Annotated in this window: 15 protein-coding genes; 6 read left to right on the top strand and 9 right to left on the bottom strand. The window is 55.8% G+C overall.

Going from position 1 to position 15,683, the window contains the following annotated elements:
* Nucleotides 1-44 precede the first annotated feature (44 nt).
* The 3 genes from ABF824_RS12375 to msrB are packed head-to-tail and all read right to left on the bottom strand — an operon-like array spanning nt 45 to nt 1,615.
* Nucleotides 45-500: a 23S rRNA (pseudouridine(1915)-N(3))-methyltransferase RlmH gene (locus ABF824_RS12375; RefSeq protein WP_415489335.1), complete on the bottom strand. Its 456-nt coding sequence runs from the start codon at nt 498-500 to the stop codon at nt 45-47.
* Between the two features lie 45 nt (nt 501-545).
* A complete protein-coding gene (gene upp / locus ABF824_RS12370; protein ID WP_415489333.1) occupies nt 546-1,190 on the bottom strand; it encodes a uracil phosphoribosyltransferase in 645 nt (214 codons plus the stop codon).
* Nucleotides 1,191-1,222: 32 nt separating this feature from the next.
* Nucleotides 1,223-1,615, bottom strand: coding sequence for a peptide-methionine (R)-S-oxide reductase MsrB (gene msrB / locus ABF824_RS12365; RefSeq protein ID WP_415489332.1), 393 nt, complete (start codon nt 1,613-1,615; stop codon nt 1,223-1,225).
* Between the two features lie 207 nt (nt 1,616-1,822).
* On the opposite strand from msrB, the gene ABF824_RS12360 reads away from it, so the two are divergent.
* The 6 genes from ABF824_RS12360 to ABF824_RS12335 all read left to right on the top strand — a co-directional run bounded on the left by ABF824_RS12360 (nt 1,823) and on the right by ABF824_RS12335 (nt 8,559).
* Entirely contained in the window at nt 1,823-2,011 is a 189-nt protein-coding gene (locus ABF824_RS12360) for a hypothetical protein (RefSeq protein ID WP_415489331.1), read from the top strand.
* Between the two features lie 131 nt (nt 2,012-2,142).
* Complete coding sequence (gene gpmI / locus ABF824_RS12355) at nt 2,143-3,687, top strand: 2,3-bisphosphoglycerate-independent phosphoglycerate mutase (protein WP_415489330.1); 1,545 nt, start codon at nt 2,143-2,145, stop codon at nt 3,685-3,687.
* Nucleotides 3,688-3,728: 41 nt separating this feature from the next.
* The gene (locus ABF824_RS12350; RefSeq protein WP_415489329.1) at nt 3,729-5,126 is read left to right on the top strand and encodes a murein hydrolase activator EnvC family protein; all 1,398 of its coding nucleotides are present in this window, start codon (nt 3,729-3,731) and stop codon (nt 5,124-5,126) included.
* 176 nt (nt 5,127-5,302) lie between these two features.
* Nucleotides 5,303-6,772 (top strand): S41 family peptidase, encoded by a 1,470-nt coding sequence (locus tag ABF824_RS12345; protein WP_415489328.1) that lies wholly within the window; start codon nt 5,303-5,305, stop codon nt 6,770-6,772.
* Nucleotides 6,753-8,039: a divergent polysaccharide deacetylase family protein gene (locus tag ABF824_RS12340; RefSeq protein ID WP_415489327.1), complete on the top strand. Its 1,287-nt coding sequence runs from the start codon at nt 6,753-6,755 to the stop codon at nt 8,037-8,039. The genes ABF824_RS12345 and ABF824_RS12340 overlap by 20 nt, the downstream gene beginning before the upstream one ends.
* A gap of 25 nt (nt 8,040-8,064) precedes the next feature.
* Nucleotides 8,065-8,559 (top strand): RNA pyrophosphohydrolase, encoded by a 495-nt coding sequence (locus ABF824_RS12335; protein ID WP_415489334.1) that lies wholly within the window; start codon nt 8,065-8,067, stop codon nt 8,557-8,559.
* Here the strand turns inward: ABF824_RS12335 and ABF824_RS12330 are convergent.
* From ABF824_RS12330 to ABF824_RS12305, 6 genes are all read right to left on the bottom strand, one after another.
* Entirely contained in the window at nt 8,548-9,144 is a 597-nt protein-coding gene (locus tag ABF824_RS12330; protein WP_415489326.1) for a phosphatase PAP2 family protein, read from the bottom strand. The two genes, ABF824_RS12335 and ABF824_RS12330, sit on opposite strands and share 12 nt — an antisense overlap.
* A 181-nt stretch (nt 9,145-9,325) precedes the next feature.
* Nucleotides 9,326-10,483 carry a glycosyltransferase gene (locus tag ABF824_RS12325; protein WP_415489325.1) on the bottom strand — a complete coding sequence of 386 codons (1,158 nt, stop codon included), beginning with the start codon at nt 10,481-10,483 and terminating at the stop codon, nt 9,326-9,328.
* A 368-nt stretch (nt 10,484-10,851) separates the two neighbouring features.
* Nucleotides 10,852-11,262, bottom strand: coding sequence for a hypothetical protein (locus tag ABF824_RS12320; protein WP_415489324.1), 411 nt, complete (start codon nt 11,260-11,262; stop codon nt 10,852-10,854).
* 2 nt (nt 11,263-11,264) lie between these two features.
* Nucleotides 11,265-12,341, bottom strand: coding sequence for a glycosyltransferase family 4 protein (locus ABF824_RS12315; RefSeq protein ID WP_415489323.1), 1,077 nt, complete (start codon nt 12,339-12,341; stop codon nt 11,265-11,267).
* Between the two features lies 1 nt (nt 12,342).
* On the bottom strand, nt 12,343-14,553 hold the full coding sequence (locus tag ABF824_RS12310; protein ID WP_415489322.1) for a GumC family protein: 2,211 nt from the start codon (nt 14,551-14,553) through the stop codon (nt 12,343-12,345).
* 121 nt (nt 14,554-14,674) lie between these two features.
* The gene (locus tag ABF824_RS12305; RefSeq protein WP_415489321.1) at nt 14,675-15,394 is read right to left on the bottom strand and encodes a sugar transferase; all 720 of its coding nucleotides are present in this window, start codon (nt 15,392-15,394) and stop codon (nt 14,675-14,677) included.
* Nucleotides 15,395-15,683: the final 289 nt, after the last annotated feature.

The raw sequence follows: 15,683 nt of genomic DNA, 5'->3' as shown, positions 1-15,683 counted from the left end.
GTATTTATTTTAAGCGACACTCTCCTTCCCCACAAAGAACGAAATCACGGGCGTCCGGAGCGATGATAAGGGTGCCCACTGGTGATGGCACGCGCCCGATAGAGCTGCTCCACAAGCATGATGCGAACCAGCATGTGTGGCCACGTAAAGGAACCCAGTGACAGCAATGCATTGGCACGTTTGACGACGGGGGCGTCCAGACCTTCCGCGCCACCGATCACAAAGCAGATTTGCTGCCCCTCCTCGATCCAGCCGTTGAGTTGGGCGGCAAACGCTTCGCTGGTCGGTGTTTTTCCGTCCAGATCGAGGGCCACGACAAAAGCGCGATCGGGAAGCGCCGCGATAATCGCCTCCCCTTCCCGTCGCTTGATCTCAGCGGGACTACCGCGTCCATCCGACAATTCAGTGATCGTCAGAGACGGGCTGAGGCGTTTGACGTAGCGGCCCACGAGGGCTTTCTCGTTCGCGTCCTTCATGCGCCCGACAGCGATCAGACGCATCATGACGACACCCGGTCTTCAGACTTCAACGGTTGCGGCACGATATTACTTCGTACCGAAAAGCCGGTCCCCAGCATCGCCCAGTCCGGGACGGATATAGCCATGATCATCCAGACCAGTATCGATATGACAGGTGATGATACGGACATCCGGGTGAGCAGAGGTTAGACAGTCCACTCCCTCAGGGGTGGCCAGAATGCAGACGAAAGTGATGTTCTCGCACCCGGCTTTCTTGAGGCGGTCGATCGCCGCCACGGCACTATGGCCCGTCGCCAGCATGGGATCGACCGCAATGCATTCCCGGCTGGCGATATCCTCTGGAAGCTTCATGTAATATTCGACGGCTTCCAACGTTTCCGGGTCACGGAACAGACCGATCTGGCCGATCCGGGCCGAAGGAACGAGGTCGAGCATGCCGTCGAGGATGCCGTTACCGGCGCGCAGGATCGATACGAAACACAGCTTCTTGCCCGAAAGCTGCTCTCCCTCCATCGTCTCCAGCGGTGTTTCGATTGTCACCGGCTCAAGCTTGAGGTCGCGCGTCGCTTCATAAGCAAGCAGCAGACTTAGTTCACGCACGAGGCGTCGGAAACCTGCGGTGGAAGTCGTTTTCTCCCGCAACCGGGTCAGCTTGTGACGCACAAGCGGATGTTTGACGACAAAAACATTCTGAGCGGAACTGTGACCCATTCGAAAAACATACCCTTGAAAAACGAAAGATTTTACGGAGTTTCCGGCTGAAAATCCAGCACGAGACCATTCATGCAATAACGTGCGCCGGTTGGCGGAGGGCCGTCTGGGAAAACATGCCCGAGATGGCCTTTGCAGTGCGCGCAATGCACTTCAGTGCGTTCCATGCCGTGGCTTATATCAGTCTGTGTTTCCACAGCATCAGGCAGAGGCTGGAAGAAAGACGGCCAACCGCTGCCGCTTTCATATTTCGTAGCTGAAGAAAACAGGGGATGACCGCATCCGGCGCAAAGATAGAGACCGCTCCGTTTTTCATGATTGAGCGGGCTTGAGCCCGGGCGTTCGGTCCCATGCTCCCGTAGGATGCGCAACTGGTCAGGCGAGAGCGTTCCGCAGAGCGAAACAGGCTGTGGATTCTTTGTCATGGCTGCCGCTTTCCTGTTTGTATCCGACTATCAAAAACAAGCTCATCGGCATGGTGGCGTCATTGTTAACACTCTGCATCATTTCTCGCTGCATTGTGAGTGTAGACATCACCAGACAAGCGCAACCTCCTTACGCTCACCTCCGTTTGCAGTCTGTAGCCTTATTGCCCGGGTCAACCCTGCCCCGGCATCTGCAGGAGACGCAAGATGAGCGAAGAAAAAAATCCAGTCTGCAACACGACTTCGTCTACGAAATCGACCACCGAACTTCTGGATGATACCGGCGAAGGCACCTTTCCGGCCAGCGATGCTCCTTCGTCAGGCAAAATAACGGGGCCGAATGACTGCAAGGATGACGACGATAAGTCGGAAAAACCGGCCAATAAGGATGACTAGGCCTCCCGCACGACAGGCAGGGCGCAAAAGACAATCTGACGACCCTCGGGGATGACTTGGAAGGAGCCTCGCGCGGTGCCATATTCCGGATGAGTCAAAAGGCACATATCCAGAAGAAGGCCTGAACCGGAATGTCCACACCCACGTCCTCCACACCCCGCCCTGTCATGCTTGCCATTCTCGATGGCTTCGGATGGCGGGAAGATGAGTCCGACAACGCTGTTCGGCTCGCTTCCACGCCCACGTTTGATAGCCTCTGGGAACAATATCCGCACACTTTTCTCGATACGAGCGGAGAGGATGTCGGTCTTCCGGATGGGCAGATGGGCAACTCGGAAGTCGGTCACCTGAATATCGGCGCGGGTCGTGTCGTCATGCAGGAACTGCCCCGCATCAGCACGGCGCTGCGGAATGGTGAACTGGCAAAGAACCCGGTCCTGTCCACCTTCATCGAGACCATGAAAAAAACGGGTGGCACGTGTCACCTCATGGGGCTGATTTCGCCCGGCGGCGTGCATGCGCATCAGGATCACGCAGTTGGCCTCGCCCGTATCCTGACTGATGCCGGATTGCCTGTTGCGTTGCACATCTTCACCGACGGACGCGACACCCCGCCCCAATCCGGTCGGGAATATCTCGAAATTCTTATGAAGCAGCTACCCGACACCGTGAAGATCGCGACAGTATCGGGTCGTTATTATGCCATGGACCGCGACAATCGCTGGGAGCGTGTTTCAAAGGTCTATGATGTCATCACCGCCACTGATGGTCCTCACGCCCTTTCTCCGCTTGACGTGCTGGACGCCTCCTATGCCAGCAAGGTGACAGATGAATTCGTCATTCCGACTGTCATCGGCGACTATCAGGGTGCGAAGGATGGTGACGGTATTGTTTCCTTCAATTTCCGCGCCGATCGTATCCGCGAATTGCTGACGGCGCTGATCGATCCGAACTTCAGCGGTTTTGAACGCAAGACAGTCCGGCACTTCGCGGCAACTGTCGCCATGACCCGTTACAGCGACGATCTGGCAAAACTCATCACCGTGCTGTTCCCGCCTCAGGATCTGGGTGATCTGCTGGGCGATGTGGTGGCCGAAGCTGGTCGGAAACAGCTTCGCATGGCGGAGACGGAAAAATATCCGCACGTCACCTACTTCCTGAACGGCGGCCGTGAAGAAAAATTCGAAGGCGAAGACCGTATTCTCGTCCCTTCGCCGAAAGTCGCGACCTATGACCTGCAACCCGAAATGTCCGCGCCCGAACTGACCGACCGCGCGGTGGAAGCCATCGACAGCGGCAAATATGATCTGATCGTGCTGAACTACGCCAACCCGGACATGGTCGGGCACACAGGCATTCTCTCTGCGGCCATCAAGGCAGTGGAAGCCGTGGACACCGGCCTTGGACGCATTGTCGAAGCGATCAAGCGCCAGAATGGCGCCCTTCTGGTGACAGCCGATCATGGTAACTGCGAGACGATGTCCGACCCGGAGACAGGCGGCCCGCACACCTCTCACACTCTCAATGAAGTGCCTTGCGTCCTGCTGGGCGCTGGCAAGGTTGCACTTCGCCACGGTCGGCTCGCTGATCTGGCCCCGACCCTGCTGGAACTGATGAATCTCAAACAGCCGCAGGCCATGACGGGACAATCTCTCGTCTCGGGCAAGGAGGCTTAAATCATCACGCGGCTTTGCATTGTGATCTTGCGCGAGGAACCGTGAGTTCAGAAGAAACGACGGTTCATTCGTGCAAGCGTCTGATTTTTCCTGTGAAGACAGGCGCGTTCGCACTGTTTGGGATGGCAATCACCTGCCCTCTCCAAGCAGCGGGAACCTCGCATAGCAAGCACCACACTACGCACCACTCAGTTCCGCAGAGCACAAAACACGCGACCACCCCGTCCTCTTCTTCCATGTCGGCTCTTCAGGCTGCCCGTAACCGGGAAGCAGCGCTGAGAGCCGCCACAGCCGAAGAAGCGGCGAAACTGTCGCAGGCGCAGCGGCAGAAAGAGAGTGCGGCGGCAAAAGCATCGGAAGACCACTCCCATGCTGTCGCACTTTCATCCGCCACAGTCGCGGCGGCCGCAGCGCTTCAGAATACGGAACTGCGGCAGGAGGAGTTGCTGGCTCAGGTGGACGATCTGCAGGCGCGGCAGCAGGAAGCGAGCATGGACCTGATGGCCGACGCGCATGCCCTTGCACCGCTCCTCCCTGTGGCTCAGCGGCTTTCCCTCTATCCGATGGATGTTCTGCTGACGACATCCGCGCCCACGGAAGACGTCGTTCGCGGGCTTCTCGTGGTGCGGGGAATGGCCGGAACACTGGAACAGAGAGCGGAAGATCTCCGGGCGCGCCAGAAGGACCTCACCAACATCAACGCGCTGCTTTCGAGCAGAATGGACGAGCTCGCCTCTCTGGAAAAAAGTCAGAGTCTGCAACGGGCTGAACTGGTGAAACAGGCCAATGCAGCGCGGGACGCCCAGATCCAGTCGAACATGGCCGCAAAACAGGCTTCTGCGAATGTCGCGCAGGAATCTGCCAGACAACGCGCATTACAGGCGGAGCTGAATGGTGTTCTGGCCGCCGAGGCAGCCGCCATGGAGCAGCTCAGGCGGGAGGCTGAGATGGCTGAACGCGCCGCCCGCAAGGCACGGGAAGCGGCAGAGGCGCAAAGACGGGTGCAGGCCGCCGCCGCCCGGTCAGCAGGCCGCGTGACGAAGCAGCAGGATGTGGCGCCTCCACCTTCCCTTCCTGTTTCCGGTCGTGGGGGAGATGGAATCGTTACAGGGCACCTTCTCACGACATGGGGCCAATCAACCGATACAGGAACGGCTTCAGGAAACACCTACGCTGCTTCCAGTGGAAGCGGTGTGAGAGCCCCCTGCGCGGGAACTGTCGAGTTCGCGTCTCCCTTTCGCAGTTATGGCCAGATGCTCATTCTCAACTGCGGGCGCGGATATCGTTTCGTTCTGGCAGGGCTTGGAAACCTCAATGTCGCACCCGGCCAGAGCCTGGCGAAAGGCGCCGCGGTGGGGTCCATGCCAGCGGGTGGCGGAAACCTTCTCGTCCAGCTTCGGAACGGCACACGATCCGTCAATCCAAGGCAGTTACTCTGACCGGAACGGCAATTTGGCGGAAGCGGTTTTCGCAGGCGCGATAAGCGGCTAAGAGGGCAATATTCATTTTGGTAAGAACATCATCCGATCATGCGTGCCGACAGGGACGATTCGAGCCGAAAGAGAAAGGACCTGAACGCCACCGGAGAGCGTCAGGTAACAGGAGACCGCGTTATATGAAGTTCCGCACTGCCTTACTGTTCGGAGTCCCGGTTCTGTGCGGACTGACGGCTGCGTCTGCCCTTTCAAACCCGCATGGGCACTATGATTTCATCGCCCGCGCTCATGCCGAGGCCGCCCCGGCTGCGTCCAAGGATGCCGCGAACAACCACGCGGAAACGTACAAGCTGCTGACCCTCTTCGGGAGCATCTTCGATCTCGTCCGCGCGAATTATGTCGATCCCGTCTCTGACCGTGATCTGATCACCAATGCGCTGAACGGCATGCTGAGCGGCCTCGACCCCCATAGTTCCTACATGACCGAGAAGCAGTATGCGGACATGCAGGTCCAGACGACCGGCAAGTTTGGCGGGCTTGGTCTTGAGGTGCAGGGAGAGGACGGACATGTGCGCGTCGTTTCTCCCATCGACGGCACGCCAGCATGGAAGGCCGGGATCAAACCCGGTGACTACATCGTCGCCATTGATGGCCACAACATTGACGGCGCACCGCTGAACGATGCCGTCGAGAAGATGCGCGGCAAGCCGAACACGAAGATCACCCTGACGATCATTCGCGCCAAGACCACCAAGCCGATTGTCGTCACGCTGACCCGCGACATCATCCAGATCGAGAAGATCCGCGCGGAGCTGTATGACAAGACGGGATATATCCGCATTCCGCAGTTTACCGAGGAAACCGGCCAGCAGCTCAAGGCAGCCTATAACGACCTGACGAAGAAAGCTGGCGGCAAACTGACCGGCGGTCTCGTACTGGATCTGCGCAACGATCCGGGTGGCCTGCTAACGCAGGCGATCGATGTCTCATCGGCCTTCATCCGCAGTGGTGAAATTGTCTCTACCCGGGCTCGTCACCCGAAAGATAGCCAGCGGTGGGATGCGAACGGCTCTGACATCACCGACAACATGCCGATTGTCGTGCTGATCAACGGTGGCTCTGCTTCCGCCAGTGAAATCGTTTCCGGTGCGTTGCAGGACCATCATCGCGCCGTTCTGCTCGGCACCAAGACCTTCGGCAAGGGATCGGTGCAGACCATCATGCCGATCCCCGGCAATGGCGCCATCCGCCTGACAACGGCGCGTTATTATACCCCATCCGGTCGCTCCATTCAGGGACTTGGCATTGCCCCTGATGTGGTGGTGAAGGAAAGCCGCGAAGATCCCGTCTTCAGCATCCGTGAGGCCGATCTGTCCCATATCCTGAAAAATCAGGGCGGGAACCAGACCAAGCCCCCGGCACGCTCGGATCTTCCTGCTCTTGCAAAGAACATTCCGGATGAGCCGCCAGAAAACTGGCCTGCCTTCGATCTGACGAAACCCTCGACGGATTTCCAGTTGCAGGAAGGTCTGCGACTGGCACGCAGCATGGCGGGCATTGCCGCGCCAGATCCAGTGGCATCTCTTCCGCCTGTGCAGCATCCGTCAAAACCAGCCGCACCTGAAAAGAATGAGGCCCCCCATCACTAACGACAGTCCACATCTTTCGACTTCGGGCGCAGCGACGGCTGCTTCCATGTGGGAACGCATGCCGTCCAACGGACGACTGTTTGTCCGGTTCTGGGGGGGCGTTTCCGCTGCGGCGCTGCTTTGTGGACTTGGTCTGCAGGTGGTTTCACTATTCCACCATCAAAGGACGCTTCCTGCCCCCTCAGCAGGCGCGGAAAAGCAGCAGCCCACGCCAGAAGCGGCCCCGGTAGCGACACCCCCTGCAGCACCAGAATCTACCGCCAACGACGCAGATCAGGACACGGCTTCCATCTCGGAAGTCACGCCGGGTGTGCCACCAATCTCGCCTCCACGTCCCGACATGCTGGAGCCTGTGGCCAATGATCCAGGTCACAGCCTTCCCAAGCGTGGGCCGAATGGTGAACTGCCCCGGAACATTTACGCAGCAGCCGTTCCCTCTGTTCCAGAGGGAAACGCACGGATCGCCATTCTGCTGGACGGTTTCGGTCTGTCGGAAGAAATGAGCCTGAACGCAGCACGCAATCTGCCAGCATCCGTCTCGTTTGCAGTGCCGGCCTATGCGCCTGCGCGGAAGCCACTCGCCGAAGTAGCCCGTCAGCGCGGTCACGAGATTTTCCTGTCGCTCCCCATGCAGCCATCGACGGCTCCCATGGATGACGAAGGTCCCCGTGCGCTGGGCTACGACCATTCGACGGCTCAGGACAAGGAAAATCTGGAATGGGCATTGTCCCGTTTCAATGGATATGTCGGTGTCACCAACGCCTTTTCCGGACTGGATGGAGACGCCTACGCTCAATCTCCTGACTTTTCACTCGTTGCACATGAACTGGACAGTCGCGGCCTGCTTTACCTGAACGCCACACCGGGTGCGCAGAGACCCGGCTCCGTGATGGGCGGTGATGCTTCCATGACACTGGACACCAACGCAGATGCAACAGGAGTGGACGGACAATTGGCACGTCTGGTTGCCCTCGCGAAATCAAGAGGATCGGCCATTGCTGTTGCCGGTCCCATGCGGCCTGTTCTGCTTCAACGGATGAATGAATGGGTCCACTCACTCGCATCTCAGGGCGTTTCGCTGGTTCCGGTCAGCGCGCTTTCCCGTAATGACATTTCCAGACCAAGTGTGTCTCAAAGTCGAATGCTGCATGTGGTTGTCCCACCCGGGTCTTCGCCTTCCATAGCCGAAGAAAAAGTTGGCGCAGCATCGGGCAAGCGTGCAGTGACTGCTGCTCCTCTGCCTCCTCCACAACAGGATGCGCACTGATAATAATCACATGAGAGAAGAAGCTTTGATTGCAGCCGCCTCCCTGCCCTATCGCCGCAATGTGGGGGCGGTCATCTTCAACCAGAAGGGTGAGGTCTTTGTTGCCCGACGCACGGATATGCCCGGAGCCGGTGGAGGACCGGATGACGGTGTGTGGCAATGCCCTCAGGGCGGCATTGATGTCGACGAAGCAACAGATAAGGCTGTGTTCCGCGAAGTCGCCGAAGAAACAGGGATGACCTCACTCACTCTGCAGGGTGAACACCCCGAATGGCTGAGTTACGATCTTCCAGCAGAACTCATTGGGAAGGCTCTCAAGGGACGATATCGTGGCCAGACGCAGAAATGGTATGCACTGCGCTTTATTGGTCCTGAAAGCGAGATACGGCTGGATCTCGACGCCCATCAGGAATTTGATGCCTGGAAATGGGTGCCGCTCAGCGCTCTGACAACGCTGAATGTCGGTTTCAAGAAGCCTATTTACGAAGAACTGGCGCGCGCTTTCGCTTCATACGTCTGACTGACAGGCGAGATGGTCACCCAGAACAAGAGCTGTGCGTTGCAGCCACCCCTCCACGCCGAGGCGGTAACCGTGCAAAGAAAATCCTAACACGGCAACGATCATCAATGTCACAGCCTTCACCCTCAGGGAGGGAGGCGATGATGACCGCTTCAATAAAGCATACAGAACGCCTACTCCGGCAAGCCCGACAAACCCACCGACAATGGTCTCAACCGTTGTATGCACTCCCAATGCGACGCGTGTCGCACCGAACAGGACAGCCAGAAAAATACTTCCCGCCAGAACAACCCATTTCTGACGACAGAAAAGCGCCAGTAGGCCGCCATAGACGAGAGTCCCACCGAAAGTGTGGCCACTCGGACTGTAAAGAACGCGATGACTGGGAATGCCACAGCGTTCACACCAGAGTTTCAGGACACAGATAACAAAAACGCCGCCAGCGACAACGCAACTCCAGACAAGAGCGTCTCTGGTGCGTCCAAAAAGGAAAAGTGCCACGCAGACAGCAAGTTCGATTGGTGTGAGAACAGCTTGATCGGCAAAGTCACTAATAGGACCGAGAAGAACGTTTATATTACCCATCAAGTATTACTGGTCACCGTTGTTTTAACTAGATACGCATGATGAAGCTGGCAATGATGTCTCTCACACATATCCGGCATTTCAATTAGCGCCCACCGTTGAGGGTGGTCGCATGAGGGCGCCACCCCACAGATTGGGGAAAATATTCTGTCCCTAGTCTGTAAGATCGCGGTTTATCTTTCTAATCGGCTTCCGAAAGAACCTTGGTGGCGAGATCACGAATATGCGTGCGGAACGCCTCTTTGGAAAACTTCAGAGCGTTTTCGCGACATTGCTCGGCAGTAATTGAATCTCTTACCGCTTCAAACTGCTTTACGGCCTCAATCACGGCTTCAGGTGTCTGTTGATTGAACAGCACACCAGTCTGCCCTTCCGGATCCCCCTGTTCCCTGACAATATCCAGAGCGCCGCCTCGGCCAAAGCAGATGAGAGGCGTTCCGCAGGCCTGTGCTTCTACAAGTGTGATGCCGAAATCCTCTTCAGAAGCGAAGACAAAAGCCCGGGCATTCTGCATGAGAGAAAGCAGTTCGCTGTGCGGCACTTTTCCACGGAGAATGATATTGGGCGCACCAGCGGCCAACGCACGGATTTTTTCGTTCTCGGGGCCGTCCCCTGCAACCACCAGCGTATGCTCCGGCATACGCCGGAAGGCATCAACAATCAGATCAACCCGTTTGTAAGGCACCTGCCGCCCGGCGATGAGATATGTTTTCCGTGATGCTGGTTGCTGTGGTGGCACAAATTCATCCGTATCGACTGGCGGATGAATGACCAGCGCATCGCGGCGATACACCTTGCGAATACGACGGGCGATGTAACGGGAATTAGCGACAAACACATCCACACCCGTCGCGGAGCGAACATCCCAGTTTCTCAGGCGATGAAGAAGCCACCGCACGAAAAGGCCCTTCAGGCCATGTGTAAGACCACTCTGTTGCAGATAGGCTGCCTGCATGTCCCATGCATATCGCATCGGCGAATGAACGTAGCTGATGTGATACTGGTCCGGCCCGGTGATGATGCCTTTGGCAACGGCATGATTGCTGGAGAAGATCAGATCGAAACCACTGAGGTCGAACTGCTCGACAGCGATTGGCATAAGACCAAGATAGTTGCGAAAATGCTTCCGTGCGAAAGGCAATTTCTGAATAAAACTGGTCGTGACCTTACGGTTTCCAAGAAAGAAACGTTCTTTCTGAGGAAGAAAATCTACAACCGAGAAAACTTTAGCTTCGGGAAAGACGTTAAGTAATTCACCAACCACTCTTTCAGAGCCAGCGTAACTTTCGAGCCATTCATGAACGATTGCTACTTTTGGCACCGAATTTGGTTCACTCACGTCGTCTCTCCTCAATGTTGGGGAATAGAGAAAAATTTTACCCTGCAAAGGGTCAGTTAAAGGATATGGTCTGACAGCTACATTCAGAAAAAATTTACAACCTTATGTCACTGGTAATGGTGCAGGGCTCAATGGGAAAAGCGTACTTACAATGTTCAGTTCAAGCAGCATAAGCAGTCCTCCCTTTAATGGCCGGAGAGAAAGCGCGGGCGATGCACGCAAGGATCCGAAGCTTGCATCAGCACGCGGAATTTTTCTTGGGGCCACACTCGGTCTTGGATTATGGGGATTCATCATCACCTGCGGCCTCGCACTGCTACGGTGAAGGCCGACACTTCTGAACGAATACCCATCATTCTCAAAAACATTTAGAAAATACCCGGATCGCGCACAACGAGAGCCTGTTTTTTTGCCCGTGCAATAGCGGTGGCGCGTGCGGCGGAGGCCGTAGTGGCGCTCCGGAAGACATTACAATGGTTCATGTTCATTGCGAGGTGCATGCCAAAACGGGCATTCACTGTCTGGGCAAAATGACCACTGACTGATCCGATGACGACGGGTGATGTCGATTTCATACGACGCAACTGGCTAAGATAGAATTCCCCCCGGTCAGGATTGGCTGCGCTGCACCAGAGAACGGGCATTTTCGCTGTTTTGCGTATCGGCAAAATCTCGTTCGTTGAATCTAGAACGCTGTCATCAGAAAATTCCTGAGCATTGGCTCCTGTCGTTACAAGCAGAAAGCATACAAACAAGGCAGACTTCAGCATCCGTGTCATCGTCACAGACTCCCCTCGTTTGCAATTCCGACCAACTGCCGCGCGGCTTCATCCCAAGTAAAAGACTTGGCGCGATCCAGCCCTTTTTCCTTAAGTTTCTGCGCAACATCCTGATTTTCAAGTATTTCAAAAACGGAACGACTGATCGCTTCCTGATCAAACGGACTCGCAAAAAGTGCCGCTTCACCACATACTTCTTCAAGAGCGGGAATTGACGCTGCCACCACAGGACATCCGCACGCCATGGCTTCCACGGCAGGAAGACCGAAACCCTCGTAAAAAGACGGGAACACGAAGCAGGAGGCCGCTCCATACAGTGCCCGCAGCTCTTCGTCCGACACGCGGCCGACATAAAGAGCAGGCTGAGGCAAAGGCGCTGATTCAGCAAATACAGCCGGGTTGAAACCGCCACTGATAACGAGTGGAATATTTTTCTCACCCAACTTCCGGGCCAGCGCACCCAGTCCGGCCAGATTTTTATGCCGCGCCAGATTTCCCACCGCCAGCACGAAGGGCTTTCCGGTCAGATTATGGCGTTCAAGAATGGAAGTGTCCGGCGTCAAACGGGCAATATGTTCTCCACCTTCTGGAATGACAGCGATGCGACCCGGATCAATGGAAAGATGACGCGCAAGTTCGTCACGCGAAAAACGAGAAATTGTTACGATACGGGTTTTCGTGCGGCACAGCAGCGATTGCAGAATTTTATACCACAACCGGAACTTCCAGGAATATCCAGCCGGCTGCGCAAAGACAGCTGCATCGTGCAACACAACCAACTGATCATTCTTGAGAACAGGCGCCGTATTTCCAAGATTCAGAAGGTAACGGCCTTTTGCCGCGCGCGGCAGTTCAAACTGCTCCCAAGCCTGACCATGCAGTCGGCCATAGGATCGGATCTCAAGATTGGCGGGAAATGTTTCAGCAAGACGGCCTTGAGGCGTCAACAGCACCGGCCGGCCACGATTGTCCCAGTTCATTGTGGCTAGAGAGCGCGTGATTTCACCCGCGAATCTCTGCACTCCACTCAGTGGCTGCGTCGCGAAACGGCCGTTGATTGCAAAAGGTAAAGAATTCATATCAGGACGCCAGCACACCATAATGACGATAAACTTGGAGAGGCGCTCCGCTTAAACCTCCCGTGGCACCAATTGGCACCTGCGTCAGGATGCAACCCAGAGCACGGGCATCGTAAGTCGCAAGCTGACGCATCGCACCCTTCAGATCACTCGTCGTGGTTTCTCCCCACTTCGCAACCAACACGATACCGTCTGTCTCATGGGACAGGACAGCCGCGTCGGGGAATGCGAGAAGTGGCGGTGTATCAAGAATGATCATGTCGTAGTGAGGGCTCAGGTCCGCGAGCACATGCTTGATGACCGAAGGGGGAATCATCCGGTCGTTAGGTGATTTCCAGCCCGCCAGCGTCATGACGTCGACGCCCGGCAACACATTGCGCGTCAGTTCATGCTTCTCAAGGCGCGCAACGATAGCCTTGTTCAGACTAGCCCGATTACTTCCCCGGCTGTTGCGAACAACGTCGAGAGCAGATGGCCCGCGCGTGTCACAGTCAAGGATCAGGGCTTTCTTTCCTGCCCGACCGGTGTTGCCAGCGAGAGAGAGTGCGAGGACGGTTTTGCCTTCCTCTGGACCAGCCGACGTGATGACCACCGTCTTCGCTCTGAACCGACTCCGACCAAACGAAAGGATCGTCCTTACGGCTTCGACCATTTCCACATAGATCGAAGGTTTTGCCGGCACCTGATAGAGGTCGGTCAGGGAACCGCTGAAAGTTGGCAGCACCCCGAGACTGAACAGGCCGGGCACCGTGTCTATTTCATCGGCTTCGCGAATGCCGCTCTGCATACGATCCCGCAGCAGGGCTACGCCAACGCCGACAAGACCTGAGAATATGATGGCAATCAGAATAAAGCGGGATTTCGGCGGACCTGAAATGCCAATCGGTTGTTCGGCACGACTGATGAGTTCCGCTTCAGGTTCCTGCAGGGTGGCTTCGGTGGATGTCTGGGCATAACGACCCAGATAATCCTGATAGACTGCCCGTGCCGCCGCCGCCTCGCTCTCAAGCTGTTTCAGCGTCACATTGGCCTGATTTTCTCTGGCAACATGCGCCTGGAGCTGATCCACCTTAGCAGCCAGAGCGGCCACACGACTTTCCGCGCCGTGTAGATCCTTATCCGTGCTTGTCGATATTCGAGATGTCGCCTGAGCAATCTGGTCCCGCACATGCGCAGCCGCAGCCCGGGCAGCCATCAGTTCCGGATTAGCATCCCCCGCCGTGCTGGCGAGACTGGCAACGCGGGCATTAAGCCCCGCCTCCTGAGCCACAAGCTGCTGCACAAGAGGAGATGACAGAACATCGCTTGAGCTGCCTGCACCTGTGCGCACCTGAGCCGCACGCGCGCGCTTCTCTTCGAGATCAGCCTGCGCCGCAATCAGAGCCCGGTTGGTTTCAACAAGCTGCTGGTCCGCAACGGTAATGCCAGAAGGCGCATTCGCACTGCCAGAATGATCTATTTCAGCGGCAATAAGGCCGTTTTGCTCCCGATACTGCTCAACCGCCTGTTCTGCTTTTTGAAGACGCTGGCGCAAGGGGACGATCTGCTCGTCAAGAAGACCATTGGCCCGCCATGTGGCGGCAATCTTCATATGACGCTTGAAGTCCAGATAAACGTCAGCAAAAGCGTTGGCTATATTGGCGCTCAGATCGGCGCGGCCGGTGCTCGCATTCAGGGTGATGAGGTAAGAACGACCGTCATTGAGAATCGTGATGTTCTGCGTGAGCAGATCGCGCACGACCTGTAACTTCTGCTGCGGTGTCAGCGGCACTTCCGGCTGCGCTTTGCCCAGCTTTTGCAAAATCCATTTCGTAACCCGCGCCTTGAGCGGGACCGCATCCATTTTTGCCTTATAATAAGGATCATCCACCAAGTTCAGCCGCTCAGCGACCGCGGCTGCTATGGCAGGGCTTTTGAGAACGCCAACCTCGGTATTGATGGCGACCGTATCGACATCCAGCGAACCCTGTGTCGCCTGAAGGTCACGGAACTGCGCCTGGCGTGTTCCGATCATCAGAGACGCGACTGAATCGTAATAGGGTTTCAGCGTGAGAATGCCCGCCGTTGCCGGAATACTGATGCCGAGCATCACCAACAACACCAGCTTTTTACGGCGGCGGATGATGTCGAACACCTTCACAGGTGAAACGTGGGAAGGATCTGGCGCTGGCGCCGACGGTCCATCTAACGCAGGAAGCTGAACGGCATTCATCGCGGGGAATCCACAAAGCAAGATATACGAAGGGAATTAGACGTAAAACTATCACATCTTAAGCAAGCATGCGGCAGAAGGTTCCGCGGCAGCATCCTGCCCACAATAAAAAACAATTGCTTTACCGGGCCCCTTTCTGCAGCAGAACAGCCGGTAGAGTTTTGAGCAGAATAAGGATGTCGAGCTTCAGATTCCATTTCTTGACATACTGGGAATCAAGCGCAACACGCTCTGCATAAGTGGTATCGCTTCGACCGCTGATCTGCCAAAGGCCGGTAATGCCGGGACGGACGGCTGCATAATAGCGGGCTGCCGGACCATAATATTCCAGTTCTTTTGAAACGACGGGACGCGGACCGACAAGGCTCATATCCCCCTTCAACACATTGAAGAGCTGAGGAATTTCATCAAGGCTACTTTTGCGCAGCACGCGTCCGACGAGCGTGATCCGTGGATCGCGCGTCAGTTTACGGGTCGCCTCCCACTCTTTCCGAGCCTGAGGATCAGTAGCAAGAAGACGCTCCAGGGCGGATGCAGAGTCAACGACCATCGAGCGGAATTTATAGCATTTGAAAGGAACGCCATTCTGGCCGATGCGCTCATGGCCATAAAAAACTGGGCCGCCGTCTTTACGCACCAAACAGCCAATAATGGCCAGCACAGGCAGAGTAAAAAGCAACAAAAAGGACGCTGCCAGGACGTCGAGAAACCGTTTTGCGGCTAATTGCCAACCTTTTTGCACCACTACAGTATCCTGCTCAGACGCCACATCTTGCGACTTGCAATGCTCATTTTCTGTCATGGATGAGAAATTACCTTGCATCGGCGCGAAGACGCTCATGGTCCGTCCCCTTAGTTCCACACTGAATTGACTGACATGCACATGAGGAAGATCAATATTTCCACAATGTGACCTTTTGTTATGAAAACCTTAACCTATTTGTGATGGCGCCTTTTGGCACACCGTAGCTCGCTTGCCAACATTACAATAGAAAAAGCGGACGTCGTCTGTTATTTTAACTGATAACTAATTTTTATCGTTACGGCATGAAATTTTCGCAATAATAACGAAAAGGAATATTTTTTGCCTGATCAATTCTTCCGTTTATATTTCATAAAATGTAATAATA

Source organism: Acetobacter sp. (assembly GCF_047721705.1).
In the GTDB taxonomy this organism is placed as follows: Bacteria; Pseudomonadota; Alphaproteobacteria; order Acetobacterales; family Acetobacteraceae; genus Acetobacter.
This window is presented reverse-complemented; position numbering and strand designations above follow the sequence as displayed.

Coding starts and splice junctions, on each gene's coding strand:
- ABF824_RS12375 (WP_415489335.1), bottom strand. CDS start 500: ATGCGTCTGATCGCTGTCGGGCGCATGAAGGACGCGAACGAGAAAGCC.
- upp (WP_415489333.1), bottom strand. CDS start 1,190: ATGGGTCACAGTTCCGCTCAGAATGTTTTTGTCGTCAAACATCCGCTT.
- msrB (WP_415489332.1), bottom strand. CDS start 1,615: ATGACAAAGAATCCACAGCCTGTTTCGCTCTGCGGAACGCTCTCGCCT.
- ABF824_RS12360 (WP_415489331.1), top strand. CDS start 1,823: ATGAGCGAAGAAAAAAATCCAGTCTGCAACACGACTTCGTCTACGAAA.
- gpmI (WP_415489330.1), top strand. CDS start 2,143: ATGTCCACACCCACGTCCTCCACACCCCGCCCTGTCATGCTTGCCATT.
- ABF824_RS12345 (WP_415489328.1), top strand. CDS start 5,303: ATGAAGTTCCGCACTGCCTTACTGTTCGGAGTCCCGGTTCTGTGCGGA.
- ABF824_RS12340 (WP_415489327.1), top strand. CDS start 6,753: ATGAGGCCCCCCATCACTAACGACAGTCCACATCTTTCGACTTCGGGC.
- ABF824_RS12330 (WP_415489326.1), bottom strand. CDS start 9,144: ATGGGTAATATAAACGTTCTTCTCGGTCCTATTAGTGACTTTGCCGAT.
- ABF824_RS12320 (WP_415489324.1), bottom strand. CDS start 11,262: ATGACACGGATGCTGAAGTCTGCCTTGTTTGTATGCTTTCTGCTTGTA.
- ABF824_RS12315 (WP_415489323.1), bottom strand. CDS start 12,341: ATGAATTCTTTACCTTTTGCAATCAACGGCCGTTTCGCGACGCAGCCA.
- ABF824_RS12310 (WP_415489322.1), bottom strand. CDS start 14,553: ATGAATGCCGTTCAGCTTCCTGCGTTAGATGGACCGTCGGCGCCAGCG.
- ABF824_RS12305 (WP_415489321.1), bottom strand. CDS start 15,394: ATGAGCGTCTTCGCGCCGATGCAAGGTAATTTCTCATCCATGACAGAA.